Raw genomic sequence first — 16,274 nt, forward strand, 5'->3', positions numbered from 1 at the left:
AGCAAAAAAAAGTGCCGTTTAGAAACTGCACCTTTTTAAAAATTATTTTGATCTTAGCCATCAATGCCAATGTTTTAATTTAGAGGTATGACCAATGCCGACATTGAAACTATTGGTTGGATCCAGCTTTTGATAATGATGTTTTAAAGCCGGTTTGGCCACATATAAATGTCCAACATTATGTTCAGCAGGATATTCTGCGCCACGTTCATCCAGTAAATGCCACATTTGATGTTCCATTGCGATTGGGTCTACCCCTTTTTTCACAATATAATCCTGATGGAACACATGACATAAAAAATGACCGTAATACAGTTTATGAATCATCAGATCATCCATTTCCTTGGGCAAAGTTTCTACCCATTCACGGTCATTACGGCGTAAGGCAATATCCAAGGCCACAATATCTTCAACTTCACTGCGATGCGTATCGCGATAACGAATGGCTGCTCCCGCTACGGCAAAACGGTGAAGAAAGGCTTTACGTCCTTCTTCTTCGCTACACAGGAAATAATTTCCAGTGCTGTGAGAAGCAAAATATTGTTTTAAAAATTGCTGAACCTGTTCCACATCCTGATTTTCGATACGCAGCACCAGATGATGTTCATACAAATCACGAAATTCATTCATTCGTTTTGGCAAATGCGAAGGTAAAAATTTGCTCACCAGTTGCAGAATTTTATCTGACAACCCTTTCATGCCGATTTTTTCCAAGTAGCCATCGACTTTATCTTTCATGGCAAAAGCAGCAGGCACTTTAGCTGTACCAAACTTTTCAATGAACATGAAAGTATCTTTGCCATATTCAGCACCAATGTCATAAGCCACACGGTGAATATACTCCCCCGCAATCGGCAAGCGCGCTAAATTAGTGAGTAGAAAACGGCGAATCGCGGTTAAATCATCTTGGGTATTGGTTCCGACATAAAAGACCTGACTCAGAATTTTTTCAAAAGTATCCAGACGCACAGCGAAAACACAAACTTTACCTGCCGAACCGGAAGCTTCAAACAAACGCGATGGATCTGCATTGAATCGTGCCGGGGTATTTTCATCGACCTGCGTGACATCATGTGCATAATGCTGATCTGAGGCGCAGCACTTGGAATCATGCAGAATATCATTCACCTGATATTGCTGATTTTCTAATCTGGATAAAATTTCTTCTGGCATTGAACCTAGATTTACGCCTAAATGATTGACCAGTTCGAGCTGTCCTGAATCATTCACTCGTGCATAGAGTGCCAGTTCAGTATAGGCAGGTCCACGACGAACCAAAGCTCCACCCGAATTATTGCAAACCCCACCTAAAACCGAGGCTCCAATACAGGAAGAACCAATGACTGAATGTGGTTCACGATTAAAAGGAGCAAGTTCCTTTTCAAGCTTATCCAGGGTTGCACCAGGTAAGCAAATGACTTGTTTACCGTTATTAATGACTTGGATACCCGCTAAACGACGTGTACTCATTAAAATGACTGGACGATCATAATCATCGCCAAAAGGAGTCGATCCACCCGTGAGTCCAGTATTGGCCGCCTGCATAATCACAATACAATCTGCCTGAACAGCAGTTTGCAAAACTTGCCATTGTTCAACTAAAGATCCGGGTGCAACAACGGCAAGCACTTGCCCTGAGCCATAGCGACGACCTTGACGGTATAAACGGGTATCATTGTCATCTGTCAGTACATACTGCTTACCGACAATATTAATGAGTTTTTGAATGGTGTGCGGTGCAGCTGATTGCGTGAACATATTTCCAATCCTTTTCTAAAGTCCTTTTGAGCTATTCACCGCTCTTTTTAATACGCTTTAAAAATAACGTCATAACTAATATTTGATACGCGAAAAAGTCATCCGTTGCTGTTTGAGGCAGACTAAAATAGGAGTTTCAATGTTTCTGCGAGAGATTCATTCGTTTTGTTATTTGACGAGTTCAACGGATGACAAATGCCTTTGGTTACTTTGGGCGAAACCAAAGTAACAGCTGAGCTCCAAGTATTTGCTTTTTCAAGATAAGACTCCGCCTAAACTCGTCTTGTTTGAATTTCCTATGTATAGGATTAACAAATACTTGGAGAAAAACTAAAAAAAGCGGAGCCATTCTTCTGGAATTTAGAATTTATAAACTCTCAAAATCTTCCCTACCCCCTCTTTAATAAAGAGGAGAACTCATTCTTTTCAAAAAAGAGTTCGAATAGATCATCACTCAGTCAATTCTCTATTCAGCTTCACCAAACAATCAGACGTAATATCTGCAATTGTTTTTGCACCTGTTAGCGTCATGGCTACACGCATTTCTTTATCAATCAGATCAAGTAAATTTGAAACACCTGCACCACCTGCTGCACCTAGAGCATAAACAAAGGCACGCCCCAACATGCAGGTATCCGCGCCCAAGGCCAGCATACGCACCACATCTAAACCGTTACGGATGCCTGAATCAGCCAAAATTTTAATCTCGCCTTTCACAGCATCGGCAATCGGAGGTAAAGCACGAGCACTGGATAAAACCCCATCCAACTGACGTCCACCATGATTCGATACCACAATACCATCCGCGCCAAAACGCACCGCATCTTTAGCATCTTCAGGATCTAAAATGCCTTTGATGACCATCGATCCATCCCAGAACTCACGAATCCACTCCAAGTCTTTCCACGAAATAGATGGATCGAAATTATTGCCTAACCAGCCAATATAATCTTCAAGCCCAGTCGGTTTGCCTAAATATTTTGAAATATTACCCAAGTCATGTGGACGGCCATGCAAACCGACATCCCAAGCCCATTGCAGATGTAAGCAGGATTGCATATAACGACGCATTGCAGCATTTGGCCCACTCATGCCTGAATGCGCATCACGGTAACGTGCACCGGGTACTGGCATATCCACGGTAAATACAAGGGTTGAACAACCTGCAGCTTTGGCACGTTCCAAGGCATTTTTCATAAAGCCACGGTCACGTAACACATACAACTGGAACCACATTGGACGCTGGATGGCAGGTGCCACTTCTTCAATAGGACAGACTGAAACCGTCGACAAGGTAAAAGGAATGCCTTTTTGATCTGCTGCTACTGCGGCTTGGACTTCACCACGGCGTGCATACATCCCGGTCAATCCTACTGGCGATAAAGCCACAGGCATCGACAAGGTTTCATTGAACAATTTGGTTTCTAAGCTTAGTTCCGACATGTCGTTTAAAACACGCTGACGTAAGGCAATTTTTGATAGATCTTCTATATTACGTTTTAAGGTATATTCCGCATATGCTCCACCATCAATGTAGTGAAACAAGAATGGCGGTAAACGACGTTTCGCAGCTTCGCGATAGTCATTTGCAGAAGAAATAATCATAACTTAGATCCTATTTAATCGACTCGCACGCTGACGACGAGCTTCTTCTTCATCAATCAAACGTACCTGTTGAACTACAAATTCAATATGCCCACAGACAGCCTTTCGTGCAGCTTCCGGGTCTTGACCTACAATTGCATTCATCACTTGTAAGTGCTGATCATGCAACTGTTCAAAATGGCGTGGTGCGGTATAAACTTTGCGTCGACCGAGCATCACGTTGTATTGCAATAAATCGAACAGACCACGCATCATCTGAATCAGCACCAAATTGTGTGAAGCTTCTGCAATTGCCAGATGAAACTTGGCATCCGCAATAGCGGCTTGAGCATCATCACCAAGCACCTGAAAATGATTGATCTGTTCATAGCATTGACGAATATTTTCTAAATCTGCTGGCGTGGCACGCTGTGCCGCATACCAGGCCGTTCCCCCCTCAAGCACCATACGCGCTTCTTGCACATCAAAACGATACTCAGGGTCTTGATGCATCAAGTTTGACAAGGGTTCTACAATTTGGTGCTGTGACCACGTTGCGGGAAGCTGTTGTAAATAGGTCCCCGCACCGGCTTTACTCAACAAAATGCCGATACTGCTCAATTGTTGAATCGCTTCGCGTAAAGAACTTCGCGACACACCCAATTGCTCACAGAGTTTACGTTCTGCAGGCAAACGTTCTCCGACTTGCATATTGCTTTGTTCGATCAATAAGCGTAAGCGTTGTACAACTTGGTCGGAGACTTTCATTTATTTTCCTTGTCCGTAGTTACGGAATCATCCACGGGAATACGTAAGCTTGTAATGTCACGATAATACCAATCATGACTGTAAAGCTAATACTATGTTTTACCGTAAATCGGAATAAATCTGATTCTTTGCCTACAAGCCCTACCGCCGCACATGCAATGGCGATGGATTGTGGCGAAATCATTTTACCTGTGACCCCACCACTGGTATTGGCTGCCACCAGTAAGACTTCCGGCACCCCAATTTGCTGAGCCGTCGTTGCTTGCAAAGCTGAGAACAATGCATTTGCAGAAGTATCTGAACCTGTGAGAAATACCCCGACCCAGCCCAAAAATGGCGAGAAGAAGGTAAAGGCCTGACCGGTATGTGCCAGTGCCAATGCCAAAGTCGCAGATAAACCTGAATAGTTGGCAATGAATGCAAAAGCCAACACCATACCAATCGAATAAATCGGGGTTTTCAATTCATTGACTGTTTCAGCGAAAGTCACCACTGCTTCTTTCGGCTTCATTTTTAAATAAATGATGGTAATGACTGCAGCAATCATGATTGCCGTCCCGGTTGCAGAGAGCCAATCAAATTTATAGATCGCATCGTAATCTTTCGCTTCAGGCACTACAGGCGGTAATTTTTGAATCAATTGGTGCAAATAAGGCACTTTGATCGAAATCACCAAATCATTGAGCGCACCATCTTTAGCAAATAAATCTTTAAACGGTTTGATACTCCAGACCGTGACCATCGCAGTTAAGACTGCAAATGGAGACCATGCTTTGGCAATTTGACCCAAGGAATATTTCGGTTGATTGCTGAGGTCTATATTTACATTACTGTTTAAATTGGCCGGATCTTCATTTTCAAAACGGAAAATGTGTTTTGGCTGCCAAAATTTCAGCAATACAGTCAAACTCACCAATGAAGCAATCGCAGCGGTAATATCGGGTAATTCAGGACCGACAAAATTCGATGTTAAATATTGGGCCAGCGCAAAAGAACCGCCACCGACTAAAATCGCAGGCCAGGTTTCTTTGACACCGCGCCAGCCATCCATAATTGCCATGATCCAGATCAACACGATTGGTACCATAAGGGGCAATTGACGACCGACCATTTGGCTAATTTCTAGGGTATCTACACCTGAAACCTGACCTGCAACAATGATTGGAATCCCCATTGCACCAAATGCTACAGGCGCAGTATTTACAATCAAACACAGCCCTGCCGCATACAATGGTTTAAAGCCAAGCCCCACCAATAATGCCGCGGTAATTGCGACCGGTGCACCAAAGCCTGCTGCACCTTCCAAAAAGGTACCGAAGGCAAAACCGACCAACAGCATTTGTAAGCGCTGGTCTTCTGTAATCGATAAAATTGAAGAACGGATGATGTCAAACTGGCCCGTTTTTACTGAAACCTTGTAGAGGAAAACTGCGCCAATGATGATCCAGGCAATCGGCCAAAGACCATAAAAGAAGCCGTAAACCATTGATGAAAGCGCCATCGGCAATGGCATGTCATATAAAAATAATGAAACCAAGAATGCGAGAGCGACGGTAATGGTGCCCGCTACACTACCCTTCATCCGAAACACCGCCAGTGCGAGGAAGAAAAATACAATGGGAATCAGTGCAATCGCGCTTGAGATCCAGATATTGCCCATAGGATCATAAATTTGTTGCCATTGTTGAAGCATTTTCATCTCCTTGAAATGCTTAAGCGACTTAATATCGAGCTTTGATCATCCCTACAAACAATTTTGGTATGACCAATTTAATTAAATCCAGACCAGCAGAGATCTTTCATAGCTAATTATGCTAATTAATGTCGAAATAAAGATCAACAATTAATTTAATAAACAATATTGGTATGACCAATTTAATGATTTTTTGATTAATTTATTCTCATTTTTAAAGTATTTTGATTTTTTTCAATTTACAAATTTAATTTAAATTCATAGATTTAATAAAATTGAATTATTCACCTATAACTTTGGTCTTATGCTCGCGATAAATTCAGCTTTTCAAGCTGATTTATCTTTATTTATTTTTTAAATGAATTGAATAAAATTTTAGCGATTTTTTGAATTTTGCTTTTTTTTTGCAAAAACTTGCGCTTTGAAAGGTGTTACAATATCTTCATTCAAAATTCTCCTTGGCCACCAATATACGTGGTGCCTATTTCAAAATAGTTAGGACTAGCAATGACTGATAATGCAACAATCTTGCAGAATGTACCCGTAGGCAAAAAAGTAGGTATTGCCTTCTCTGGTGGTCTAGATACTTCAGCTGCCCTTTTGTGGATGAAACAAAAAGGCGCAGAACCTTATGCTTATACAGCAAATTTAGGTCAACCTGATGAAGATGACTACGATGCAATCCCTAAGAAAGCTGAAGCGTATGGCGCAGTAAAAGCGCGTTTGGTTGACTGCCGCTTACAGCTTGCACTTGAAGGTATTGCTGCAATTCAATGTGGCGCATTCCATATCAGCACTGGTGGTGTTCCTTATTTCAATACGACTCCATTGGGTCGTGCAGTAACAGGTACCATGCTTGTTACCGCAATGAAAGAAGACGATGTAAACATCTGGGGTGACGGTTCAACTTATAAGGGTAACGACATTGAACGTTTCTACCGTTATGGTTTGCTGACCAACCCGAACCTTAAAATCTATAAACCTTGGTTAGACCAAACGTTTATTGATGAGTTAGGTGGTCGTGCCGAAATGTCGCAATTCTTAATCGACAACGGCTTTGACTATAAAATGTCAAAAGAGAAAGCATACTCAACTGACTCAAACATGTTGGGTGCGACTCACGAAGCCAAAGATCTTGAATATCTTGATGCCGGCATCAAAATCGTAGACCCAATCATGGGCGTTGCATTCTGGAAAGAAGAAGTTGAGGTTAAACCGGAACTTGTATCTGTGACTTTTGAAGAAGGTACGCCAGTTGCATTGAACGGCCAACGTTTTGACAATCCGGTTGAATTGATTCTTGAAGCGAACCGAATCGGTGGTCGTCATGGTCTAGGTATGTCGGATCAAATTGAAAACCGTATCATCGAAGCGAAATCTCGTGGGATCTATGAAGCACCAGGTATGGCACTTCTTCATATCACTTACGAACGTCTTGTAACGGGTATTCATAACGAAGACACCATTGAACAATACCGTATCAACGGTTTACGTTTAGGTCGTTTATTGTACCAAGGTCGATGGTTCGATTCTCAAGCATTAATGCTTCGTGAAACTGCTCAACGTTGGGTTGCTAAAGCAATCACAGGTACTGTGACTTTAGAACTTCGTCGTGGTAATGACTTCACCATCATGAACACTGAATCTGAAAACCTCACTTATGAAGCTGAGCGTTTGACCATGGAGAAAGGTGATTCTATGTTTACGCCTATGGACCGTATTGGTCAGTTAACCATGCGTAACCTGGACATTACAGATACACGTGCGAAACTTGGCATCTATACCAATGCAGGTCTTCTTGCTGTGGGTACAAGTTCTGCAGTGCCTCAATTAAAAGACAAAAACAAATAAGTTTGTTTGATGTCAAAAAACCGCCATATAGGCGGTTTTTTTATGACTAAATTTTGGGTCTTTAAGCAATATTTGACGCACGAATAGATTGATAATAAATCTGGTTTCGCCCAAGTTGTTTAGCCCGATATAAAGCTTGATCGGCAATCTTGAGTACTTCTTCTTTGCTTATTTCATTTTCCCAACGATAAACTGCAATCCCCAAACTAATCGTGATATAGCTCGACACCGAGGATTTGGCATGTGGAATTTCCAGACGCTCTACTGCCTTAAAAATATTCGATGCAACCGCATATGCACCATGTGCATCGGTCTCAGGCAACAACACCACAAATTCTTCGCCACCATAACGCGCCACAAAATCCATATGCCGAATGGCGCCTTTAATGGATTTAGCAATCGAAAAAATAACGTCATCACCTTTTTGATGACCGTAAAAATCATTATAGTTTTTAAAAAAATCTACATCTATAAACAAAATGGATAAAGAAGTGTGGTCTAGACGAGTTTGCTGATAAAAAACTTCCATCATTTCATCGAAAGTACGACGATTTGAAATTTTCGTCAGTTGATCGTTCTGACTCAAATGCAGCAATTCTGAATTATGAATGCGGTGAATTTTTTCACTAATTCTGGCCCGCATTGAATACAAATAAATCATCCGCTCACGTGCAAAAATCATATGACTAATTACATAACCCAGTACACAGCTTCCAGTAAGAATACGCCCCAGCACCATCGCATCAAAAGCAACATGCAACCCTAAAAATAATACAATGGTGAACATTGCTGCTGACATGCCTGTCATCAACATGTGAAATGGTTTTACCCCAGTCAGAATATAACCAAGAATATAAATAATACATAAGATCGCCATGGCTTGATGCTGTAGCGCAACCGTTTCAACCGTCACGGTCAACCATGACATGGAAACAATGGCCCAGAATTTGACCACCATCGCGGCGTGAGCAAAATATGGACGCAGTTTAGGGAAATAAGCAAAGAAGAATAAAGCCAGCAAACATAAACCACCGTTTACCAATGCCAACATGGTTTGCACAAAATCATGGACGAAATATTGCTGGTCGATAATCCAGTAGTCACTTGGAATCATGACCACCATAAAAACAAAATAGCTTAAAACACCTCCCCAGAGGTATTTTTCAATATGTTTACGCGCGCGTTCTAAATTTTTAGACCAAAATTCCTGTTCTAATTTTTTTGGAAAAACTTGCCCTACACGGCGACTTTGCTGCGTAATCAGTTCTTCTACTTTTTCTTTATCGTACTGTAATTTAGCCAGATTATACTTGTATTCCATTCGCAAGCATTATGTAGTTATTTTTTAGTTACTTAAAAGTAACACAATTTTATTATTAATATTTAAATATATATCGCCATTTGTCTTTAATTCTCGTTACCATTTTCACACTTTATGGATTATCATTTGTTTTATTTTCTTGATTGAAATGGCCTTGAATACAATCACTCTTCTCCAGCCAGATGATTGGCACGCTCACCTTCGTGATGGTCTTGCTTTAAAACGTACGGTTCCCGATTTAGCCAACCAGTTTGCACGCGCAATCTGTATGCCAAACACTGTTCCTCCTGTGAAAACAGTTGAAGAAGCGATTGCTTATCGTGAACGTATTTTGGCACATGTACCTGAAGGTGTTTCATTTGATCCACGTATGGTGCTTTACTTTACGGACTTCACCAAACCAGACGAAGTTAAAAAAATAAAAGAATCTGAACATGTCAATGCCATCAAGCTATACCCTGCTGGTGCAACCACAAATTCAGACAATGGTGTCAGCGATATTCGTAAAGTTTATGCTGTGATCGAACAGCTTGAAGAGCATCAAGTCCCTTTACTGCTTCATGGTGAAGTCACTCATAACCATGTTGATATTTTCGATCGTGAAAAACGCTTCCTGGATGAAGTCCTTTCTCCGCTCTTAAAACAGTTCCCTAAGCTTAAACTGGTGCTAGAACATATCACCACCAGTGAAGCTGCACATTTTGTACTCGAACAAGACCGCAATGTTGCTGCAACCATTACTCCACAGCATTTATTGTTTAACCGTAATGATATGCTTGTGGGTGGTATAAAACCGCATTTCTATTGTTTGCCGATTTTGAAACGTCAAACCCATCAGCAAACTTTACTTGAAGTGGCAACCAGCTCGAATCCTAAGTTCTTCCTGGGTACAGACAGCGCGCCGCATTCAAAAAATGCCAAAGAAAATGCATGTGGCTGTGCGGGTTGTTATAGTGCGCCTACCGCAATTGAATTATATGCTCAAGCTTTTGACCAAGTCGGTAAAATTGACCGTCTGGAAGGTTTTGCCAGCCACTTCGGTGCTGACTTCTATGGTCTGCCGCGTAATACCAACACCATTACCTTGGTTAAAGAAGAGCAAGTTATTCCGACAAGTTTAGACTACTTGGATGGTGAAAAAATTATCCCCCTATATGCGGGTAATACCATCCAATGGAGAAAAGTGTGACAGATGAAACCCAACCAATAATTGGTCAGCGTTTCCGTGGATTTCTACCTGTTGTTGTCGATGTCGAGACAGCAGGTTTTAACTCACAGACCGATGCCTTATTGGAAATTGCAGCAATCCCCATCATTTATAATGAAGAAGGTCTATTTGTGCCTGGCCAAGCCCATCACGCACATATTAATCCTTTTGAAGGGGCTAATTTAGACCGTCGCTCACTCGATTTTATTGGGGTTGACCCATTTAATCCTATGCGTATGGCCATGGCTGAAGATGAAAAAAATGCCTTAAAACGTATTTTTAAATCTGTAAATGAAGTTCGTCGCCAGCAGAATTGTACCCATGCAGTTTTAGTCGGTCATAATGCACATTTCGATCTCGGTTTTGTACAAGCAGCCATTGCGCGTACCGGAACTAAAAATCAAAATCCATTCCACAGTTTTTCGGTGTTCGATACCGTGACTTTAAGTGCAGTCATGTTTGGTCAAACCGTACTGGCAAAATCGTGTATTCACGCTGGAATTGAGTTCGATGGTAAGGAAGCACACTCTGCTTTATACGATACTCAAAAGACTGCGGAACTGTTTTGCTATATTTTGAACAAACTCGCACCTCACCTACTTGACACTCTGGTGGCGGATCAATAAGATACCGCCATCTTCTAAACGTCCCTATCGTCTAGAGGCCTAGGACATCGCCCTTTCACGGCGGTAACCGGGGTTCGAATCCCCGTAGGGACGCCATCTATTCTTTCTTCTCGCTTTAATCCAATTGCTTAAAAGCATTCTATGCTTTAGATTTCACTATATTGCTCAACACCCTATCTATGCTATTGATTATTTTAATTTTTATTAAAATATTTGATTAAAATAGCTGTCATTTTATTTTAACTTTTGAAGCCATATTCCAATTGCTAAAGACTTGACTCGCATATTCAAGAGGATAGTCAACAATATGAAAAACCGGCATAACCTGTAAATAATGATGAAACATTAGTTCTGAAATCGGTCATCAATTTATGACTGATATTACTTTTTAGTTCTAATCTTAAAAGTTTAACTCCCGAGCACATCGGTGCTCTTTTTTTTATGTCAGTTTGCATGCTAACGTTACCGTCTCCCCCATCAATACTGCCTCGATTATGTTGAAAAAAGTTTTTATTGTTTTAATGATTCTGCTCCCTTCAGCTGTATATATTTATCTTGCCAGCAAAGATGCAGAGCATGCCAAAGAATCTTCCTCTGCAGCACCTAAACAAGTACCGGCACAAGAACAATCGCAAAAATACCAGACCCCAGATCATTAAAGGATGCATTAAGTTATTCTTTTCATTCATCTAGTTTTCTTATTAAATTTAGTAATGAGTCAGAAAAAATGATTTATGTGAATATTCACTCAATCAACAATTAAAATAATTCTTTCAACTCTTTTTCTAAATTATGCAATCTCCTATACAACCTTCACAGCATTCAGCTGCCGAGGGACAAACCAGCTCGTTAAAAAGAGCCAAGACCAAACGTCATCTCATTATGCTCTCCCTGAGTGATGCAATCGGTACCGGTTTATTTCTGAATGAAGCGCAGTTTTAAACTGCGCTTTTTTTTATGTCGATTTGTCATTTTTTATGCAATCAATTCAATATTTTAAAAATAATGCAATTACAGGTTTGACAGCCCCATTAAAAATCCATAATATACGCATCACCTCCTAACGACCCTATCGTCTAGAGGCCTAGGACATCGCCCTTTCACGGCGGTAACCGGGGTTCGAATCCCCGTAGGGTCGCCATATATATCGTGCTATACGATCATTCAAGCTCCAATACTTCTCATTATTACATTGCAGATTTGTAGTTTTTCACTACAATAGCTCGCTTCATTTCTCTTTTTCATTTTTCTCTTATGCAGTCATCTCATACTCCGAATGATGCTTCGCATCAGGGCAATTCTGCGCCTTTAAAACGCGCTATGAGTACTCGACACCTGGTTATGATTTCGCTTGGTGGCGCAATCGGAACAGGTTTGTTTTTAGGTTCGGGTGAAGTCATTGCACAAACGGGGCCTGTAGGTGCCATCATCTCCTATGTATTAGGCGGTTTAATTGCCTATGCTGTAATGCTTTGCTTGGGCGAACTTGCGGTGCATATGCCCGAATCGGGTTCTTTTGGTACCTATGCACGCAGATACATTGGTCCGGGTACGGGCTATATGGTTACCTGGCTATATTGGCTCACCTGGACTGCCACCCTGGGAACCGAATTTACTGCCGCAGCCTTGCTGATGCAGGAATGGTTTCCGCAAATTTCGGTCTGGATCTGGACTATTGTTTTTGCAGCGATTGTTTTTGGACTCAATATGAGTTCAACCAAACTCTTTGCTGAATCTGAATTTTGGCTATCCTTGGTCAAAGTCGTGACCGTGATTAGCTTCATTATTCTAGGCTTATTGGGGATTTTCGGGATTCTTTCTTTCCAAGGTCACACCTCTGCGCCTTTATTCAGCAACCTGACCGCTCAAGGCTGGTTCCCTCAAGGCTTGTTTCCTATTTTCGCAACCATGCTGATTGTGAACTTTGCCTTCTCAGGTACAGAACTGATTGGTGTTGCTGCCGGTGAAACCAAAGACCCAGCCAAGAATGTCCCTAAAGCCATCAATGCCGCGATCTGGCGATTGTTAATCTTCTTTGTCGGTACCATTGTGGTGATTAGTGCGCTGTTGCCACATCAGATGGCAGGATTAGGTGCTGAAGGTGTCAGTAGCAGTCCATTCGTGACGGTATTTACCTATATTGGTATTCCGCATGCAGAAGATATTATTCGCTTTGTGATTATCACTGCGCTTTTGTCAGCAGCCAACTCCGGTTTATATGCCGCTTCACGTATGATGTGGTCTTTATCTGACAAAAAACAATTACCTGCTGTATTCTCCAAAGTGAACCATCGTGGCATTCCATTTATTGCGATTATGGTTACCATGCTGGGTGCCTTACCGGGTTTACTGTCAGAACAGTTTGCACCTGAAACTATCTTCAAAAACTTGCTAGGTGTGGCTGCATTTACCATGGTTGTGGTTTGGATGAGCATTTGCTTGAGCCAGTTCAATTTCCGTCGTCAGTGGTATAAAGCAGGTCATACTGCAAAAGAATTGGGCTTTGCCGCACCCCTGTTTCCAATTGTGCCAATCTTAGGTTTTGTATTCTGTTTTATTACCTGTATCAGTATGGCAACTGACCCTGAAATGCTACCGGGCTTTATCGGCTGTTTAATCTTTATTGCAGCGTGTTATCTCAGTTACTATGTTTTCTATCGAAAGCAAAACTAACACATAAAAAGAGTGGTCAAGTACCACTCTTTTTTTTAAGCTAAATAAAGACAATGACATCTATAAAAATCTGATCCGGCATGAAAATCATTTTTATTCACGGCATGAATCAACAGAATTATGATCAAGCTTCATTAAAACAACATTGGTTAACTGCATTTCAGTCTGGTTTAAATAATTCACATCTCGATATTGACCTAAAATCTCTGGAGATCCGATTTCCCTTTTATGGGGATTTACTCAGTAAACATCACTTATATAACAGCTTGGACTTAGAAACATTTTTACCAAAATCAATCTCACACCTGCATCTTCCCTTTCACTTGGGACAGAGCAGCTGTATTGTCCAAGAACATCAACCTTGCATCCATGCATTGCCTACATTTAATCCAGAACATTCTGAATCATTTACTCAGCGCTTATCTGTTATTTCGGCACTCACCAAAGACCATGCATTCAGGGAATTATCCCTGTTCCTAAATCATTATCCCAAATTGCATGAAACCCTGATTCATAAATTTCTAATCGAAACTTACTTGTACCTCTCCAATCCAGATTTTATGCATGAAGTTCATCATAGAATCATGTCTTACCTTCATCCGGAACCAGATCACATTATCGTGGCGCATTCATTAGGATCTGTGATTACTTACAACCTGCTGCATCAATTCACAAATTTTAAAATCCAGCGCTTTATTACATTAGGTTCCCCCTTGGCTTTTAAAGTCATCCAGGAAAAACTGATTCCCCCTATTTCCAGCCCCCCCCAGCTCCAAGGCGATTGGTTCAACTTCTATTCACCTGAAGACTTTTTAACAGCTTTTCCCTTATCCGAACCCCCTTTTGATTTTGATCCCCCCATTATTAACCAAATGATTACGACACTCATTCATAATCCCCACAGCATTACCGGCTATTTACAACATCCCGCTGTCATCAAAAGCATCGTGGATGCCTTAGCATGCAAAAAATAGGGCATTTCAAAGTATATTTCACCTATTTGTTTTATTTTTATTCACTTGACTGGGTTTTTAAAGATTATCGCTGAAAAAGGTTTGACAGGGTGTCATATCCACCCTATTATACGCCCACCTCTGAAACGTCCCCATCGTCTAGAGGCCTAGGACATCGCCCTTTCACGGCGGTAACCGGGGTTCGAATCCCCGTGGGGACGCCAATTCATATAGATGACCCTATCGTCTAGAGGCCTAGGACATCGCCCTTTCACGGCGGTAACCGGGGTTCGAATCCCCGTAGGGTCGCCATATTCGGGATTGAAAAATCTTAACAAAAAAGCCTGATCATCATGAATCAGGCTTTTTTGTTTTTAAATATTATAAATCCAAAACCGCTTTCTATTTTGTATTCTCAAGATCGTAAAACTATCACCATTTTTCTCTGAATTTTTTTATAAAAAAGATGATGCTCTTTAAAAACATCCCATAAAAAAAAACAGACCAGTCCTTCAAGCTATATTCGAGAAAGGACAATGGTCTGCTATAGAGTTTTTCAATCTTATGGGGCTAAAGCGTGGTAGTAAAAGCTACGCACTACGACGTGAATTAATCTGTCCTTTAATCATTGCGGTGATATTGCCTTTGGCATATTTAAAGAAAACTTTTAGCGGTGACAATTTGGGATTTGGACGTTTGCCTTGCGCGATATCTTTAAACTGCGCGGCATACCAGATAATTTCCATAATCGCCATTTTATCGACCATCGGAATACCGGTTTTAATTTTATCCACTGCATAACGCACATCATGCCCAGCAATCAATCGATCGGTTAAATCCGTTTCCACTGCCAATGGACGGGCGATCCCAATAAAATCACACGCGCCACTGTCGAGTGCCGCATTCATGCCCTCTACCGTACGAAAGCCACCTGTCACCATTAAATGGCATTTCACTTGTTGACGAATCTGCTCGGCAAAATCGAGGAAATATGCTTCACGGGCAATGGTACTGACTTTACGTTTATCTGCTTTAGCGCCTGCCATGGCTGGTGCTTCATAAGTACCGCCAGAAATCTCGATCAGATCGATTCCTGCTGCATCAATCGCTTTAAAGACTGCAACCACTTCATCTTCGGCAATGCCACCGCGTTGGAAATCAGCTGAATTAAGTTTGACTGAAATGATAAATTGATCCGAAGTGACCGCACGTACCGCTTTATAAATTTCTAACAGGAAGCGCATACGGTTTTCAATCGGACCGCCCCATTGATCCTGACGTTTATTGGTCAAGGGCGATAAAAACTGACTGATGAGATAACCATGTGCACCATGCAACTGCACGCCTTCAAAACCGGCTTTTTCACAGATTTGGGCAGAAGTGGCAAAACGCTGAATAATGTCCAGGATTTCATCTTCACGTAATTGACGCGGTGTACCAAAGGTTGTCGCAAGCATCGGAGAAAAAGGCACCGCCGATGGTGCAACGGTTTCTTTATTTAAACCTTTAGGACACTGGCGACCCGGATGGGACAATTGAATCAGCTGTACCATGCCATGTTGTTTACCAACTTCTGCCCATTGCTTCAGTTGAGCCAAATCACGCTCTGATTCAATGACAACCACACCCGGTTCATTTTTGGCGCGAAAGTCCACCATTACATTCCCAGTAATCGCACAACCCAAGCCACCTTTGGCCCAGGCTTCATAGAGATTAAAATGTAACTGGCTCGGCTGACCCGCATCATTTGCCAAGGCTTCACTCATCGCGGCTTTGATAATTCTATTTTTAAAAGGGGTATTTCGAATCGTGGTCGCTTCAGCAAGATGGCTCATATTTC

Annotated in this window: 12 protein-coding genes, 4 tRNA genes and 1 pseudogene; 11 read left to right on the forward strand and 6 right to left on the reverse strand. The window is 41.6% G+C overall.

Translation table 11 applies throughout. From position 1 onward, the window contains the following. Nucleotides 1–60 precede the first annotated feature (60 nt). The 4 genes from dld to lldP form a co-directional block, all read right to left on the reverse strand. Complete coding sequence (dld, locus tag HLH18_RS09220) at nt 61–1,758, reverse strand: D-lactate dehydrogenase (RefSeq protein WP_171546585.1); 1,698 nt, start codon at nt 1,756–1,758, stop codon at nt 61–63. A gap of 450 nt (nt 1,759–2,208) precedes the next feature. After that, nucleotides 2,209–3,363, reverse strand: a complete 1,155-nt coding sequence (gene lldD / locus HLH18_RS09225; protein ID WP_171546586.1) for an FMN-dependent L-lactate dehydrogenase LldD — start codon at nt 3,361–3,363, stop codon at nt 2,209–2,211. A gap of 3 nt (nt 3,364–3,366) precedes the next feature. After that, entirely contained in the window at nt 3,367–4,110 is a 744-nt protein-coding gene (gene lldR, locus HLH18_RS09230) for a transcriptional regulator LldR (RefSeq protein WP_171546587.1), read from the reverse strand. Between the two features lie 19 nt (nt 4,111–4,129). Then, on the reverse strand, nt 4,130–5,809 hold the full coding sequence (lldP, locus tag HLH18_RS09235; RefSeq protein ID WP_171546588.1) for an L-lactate permease: 1,680 nt from the start codon (nt 5,807–5,809) through the stop codon (nt 4,130–4,132). 501 nt (nt 5,810–6,310) lie between these two features. On the opposite strand from lldP, the gene argG reads away from it, so the two are divergent. Continuing rightward, nucleotides 6,311–7,654, forward strand: coding sequence for an argininosuccinate synthase (gene argG, locus HLH18_RS09240; protein WP_131286580.1), 1,344 nt, complete (start codon nt 6,311–6,313; stop codon nt 7,652–7,654). Nucleotides 7,655–7,715: 61 nt separating this feature from the next. On the opposite strand, the gene HLH18_RS09245 is transcribed toward argG, so the two are convergent. Next, nucleotides 7,716–8,975 (reverse strand): diguanylate cyclase, encoded by a 1,260-nt coding sequence (locus HLH18_RS09245; protein WP_171546589.1) that lies wholly within the window; start codon nt 8,973–8,975, stop codon nt 7,716–7,718. A gap of 154 nt (nt 8,976–9,129) precedes the next feature. Here HLH18_RS09245 and pyrC point away from each other — a divergent pair, with 154 nt between their 5' ends. From pyrC to HLH18_RS09290, 10 genes and pseudogenes are all read left to right on the forward strand, one after another. Then, on the forward strand, nt 9,130–10,164 hold the full coding sequence (gene pyrC / locus HLH18_RS09250; protein WP_171546590.1) for a dihydroorotase: 1,035 nt from the start codon (nt 9,130–9,132) through the stop codon (nt 10,162–10,164). Continuing rightward, nucleotides 10,149–10,808, forward strand: coding sequence for a ribonuclease T (gene rnt, locus HLH18_RS09255; RefSeq protein ID WP_171546591.1), 660 nt, complete (start codon nt 10,149–10,151; stop codon nt 10,806–10,808). The genes pyrC and rnt overlap by 16 nt, the downstream gene beginning before the upstream one ends. 20 nt (nt 10,809–10,828) lie before the next feature. Then, nucleotides 10,829–10,904 (forward strand) — tRNA-Glu (locus HLH18_RS09260). A gap of 398 nt (nt 10,905–11,302) precedes the next feature. Continuing rightward, nucleotides 11,303–11,467 (forward strand): hypothetical protein, encoded by a 165-nt coding sequence (locus HLH18_RS09265; RefSeq protein WP_171546592.1) that lies wholly within the window; start codon nt 11,303–11,305, stop codon nt 11,465–11,467. Between the two features lie 133 nt (nt 11,468–11,600). Further along, nucleotides 11,601–11,744: pseudogene (locus HLH18_RS16325) on the forward strand (S-methylmethionine permease); the annotation flags it as partial. A gap of 129 nt (nt 11,745–11,873) precedes the next feature. Next, nucleotides 11,874–11,949 (forward strand) — tRNA-Glu (locus HLH18_RS09270). A 113-nt stretch (nt 11,950–12,062) separates the two neighbouring features. Next, on the forward strand, nt 12,063–13,481 hold the full coding sequence (locus HLH18_RS09275; protein ID WP_171546593.1) for an amino acid permease: 1,419 nt from the start codon (nt 12,063–12,065) through the stop codon (nt 13,479–13,481). 80 nt (nt 13,482–13,561) lie between these two features. After that, on the forward strand, nt 13,562–14,455 hold the full coding sequence (locus HLH18_RS09280) for a hypothetical protein (protein WP_171546594.1): 894 nt from the start codon (nt 13,562–13,564) through the stop codon (nt 14,453–14,455). Between the two features lie 127 nt (nt 14,456–14,582). After that, nucleotides 14,583–14,658 (forward strand) — tRNA-Glu (locus tag HLH18_RS09285). Nucleotides 14,659–14,670: 12 nt separating this feature from the next. Next, nucleotides 14,671–14,746: transfer RNA gene (locus HLH18_RS09290), tRNA-Glu, on the forward strand. A gap of 278 nt (nt 14,747–15,024) precedes the next feature. Here the strand turns inward: HLH18_RS09290 and HLH18_RS09295 are convergent. Then, nucleotides 15,025–16,269 carry an NADH:flavin oxidoreductase/NADH oxidase family protein gene (locus tag HLH18_RS09295; protein WP_171546595.1) on the reverse strand — a complete coding sequence of 415 codons (1,245 nt, stop codon included), beginning with the start codon at nt 16,267–16,269 and terminating at the stop codon, nt 15,025–15,027. Between the last annotated feature and the right edge of the window lie 5 nt (nt 16,270–16,274).

Origin of the sequence: Acinetobacter sp. ANC 5414 (assembly GCF_013004295.1) — a bacterium.
Taxonomy (GTDB): Bacteria; Pseudomonadota; Gammaproteobacteria; order Pseudomonadales; family Moraxellaceae; genus Acinetobacter.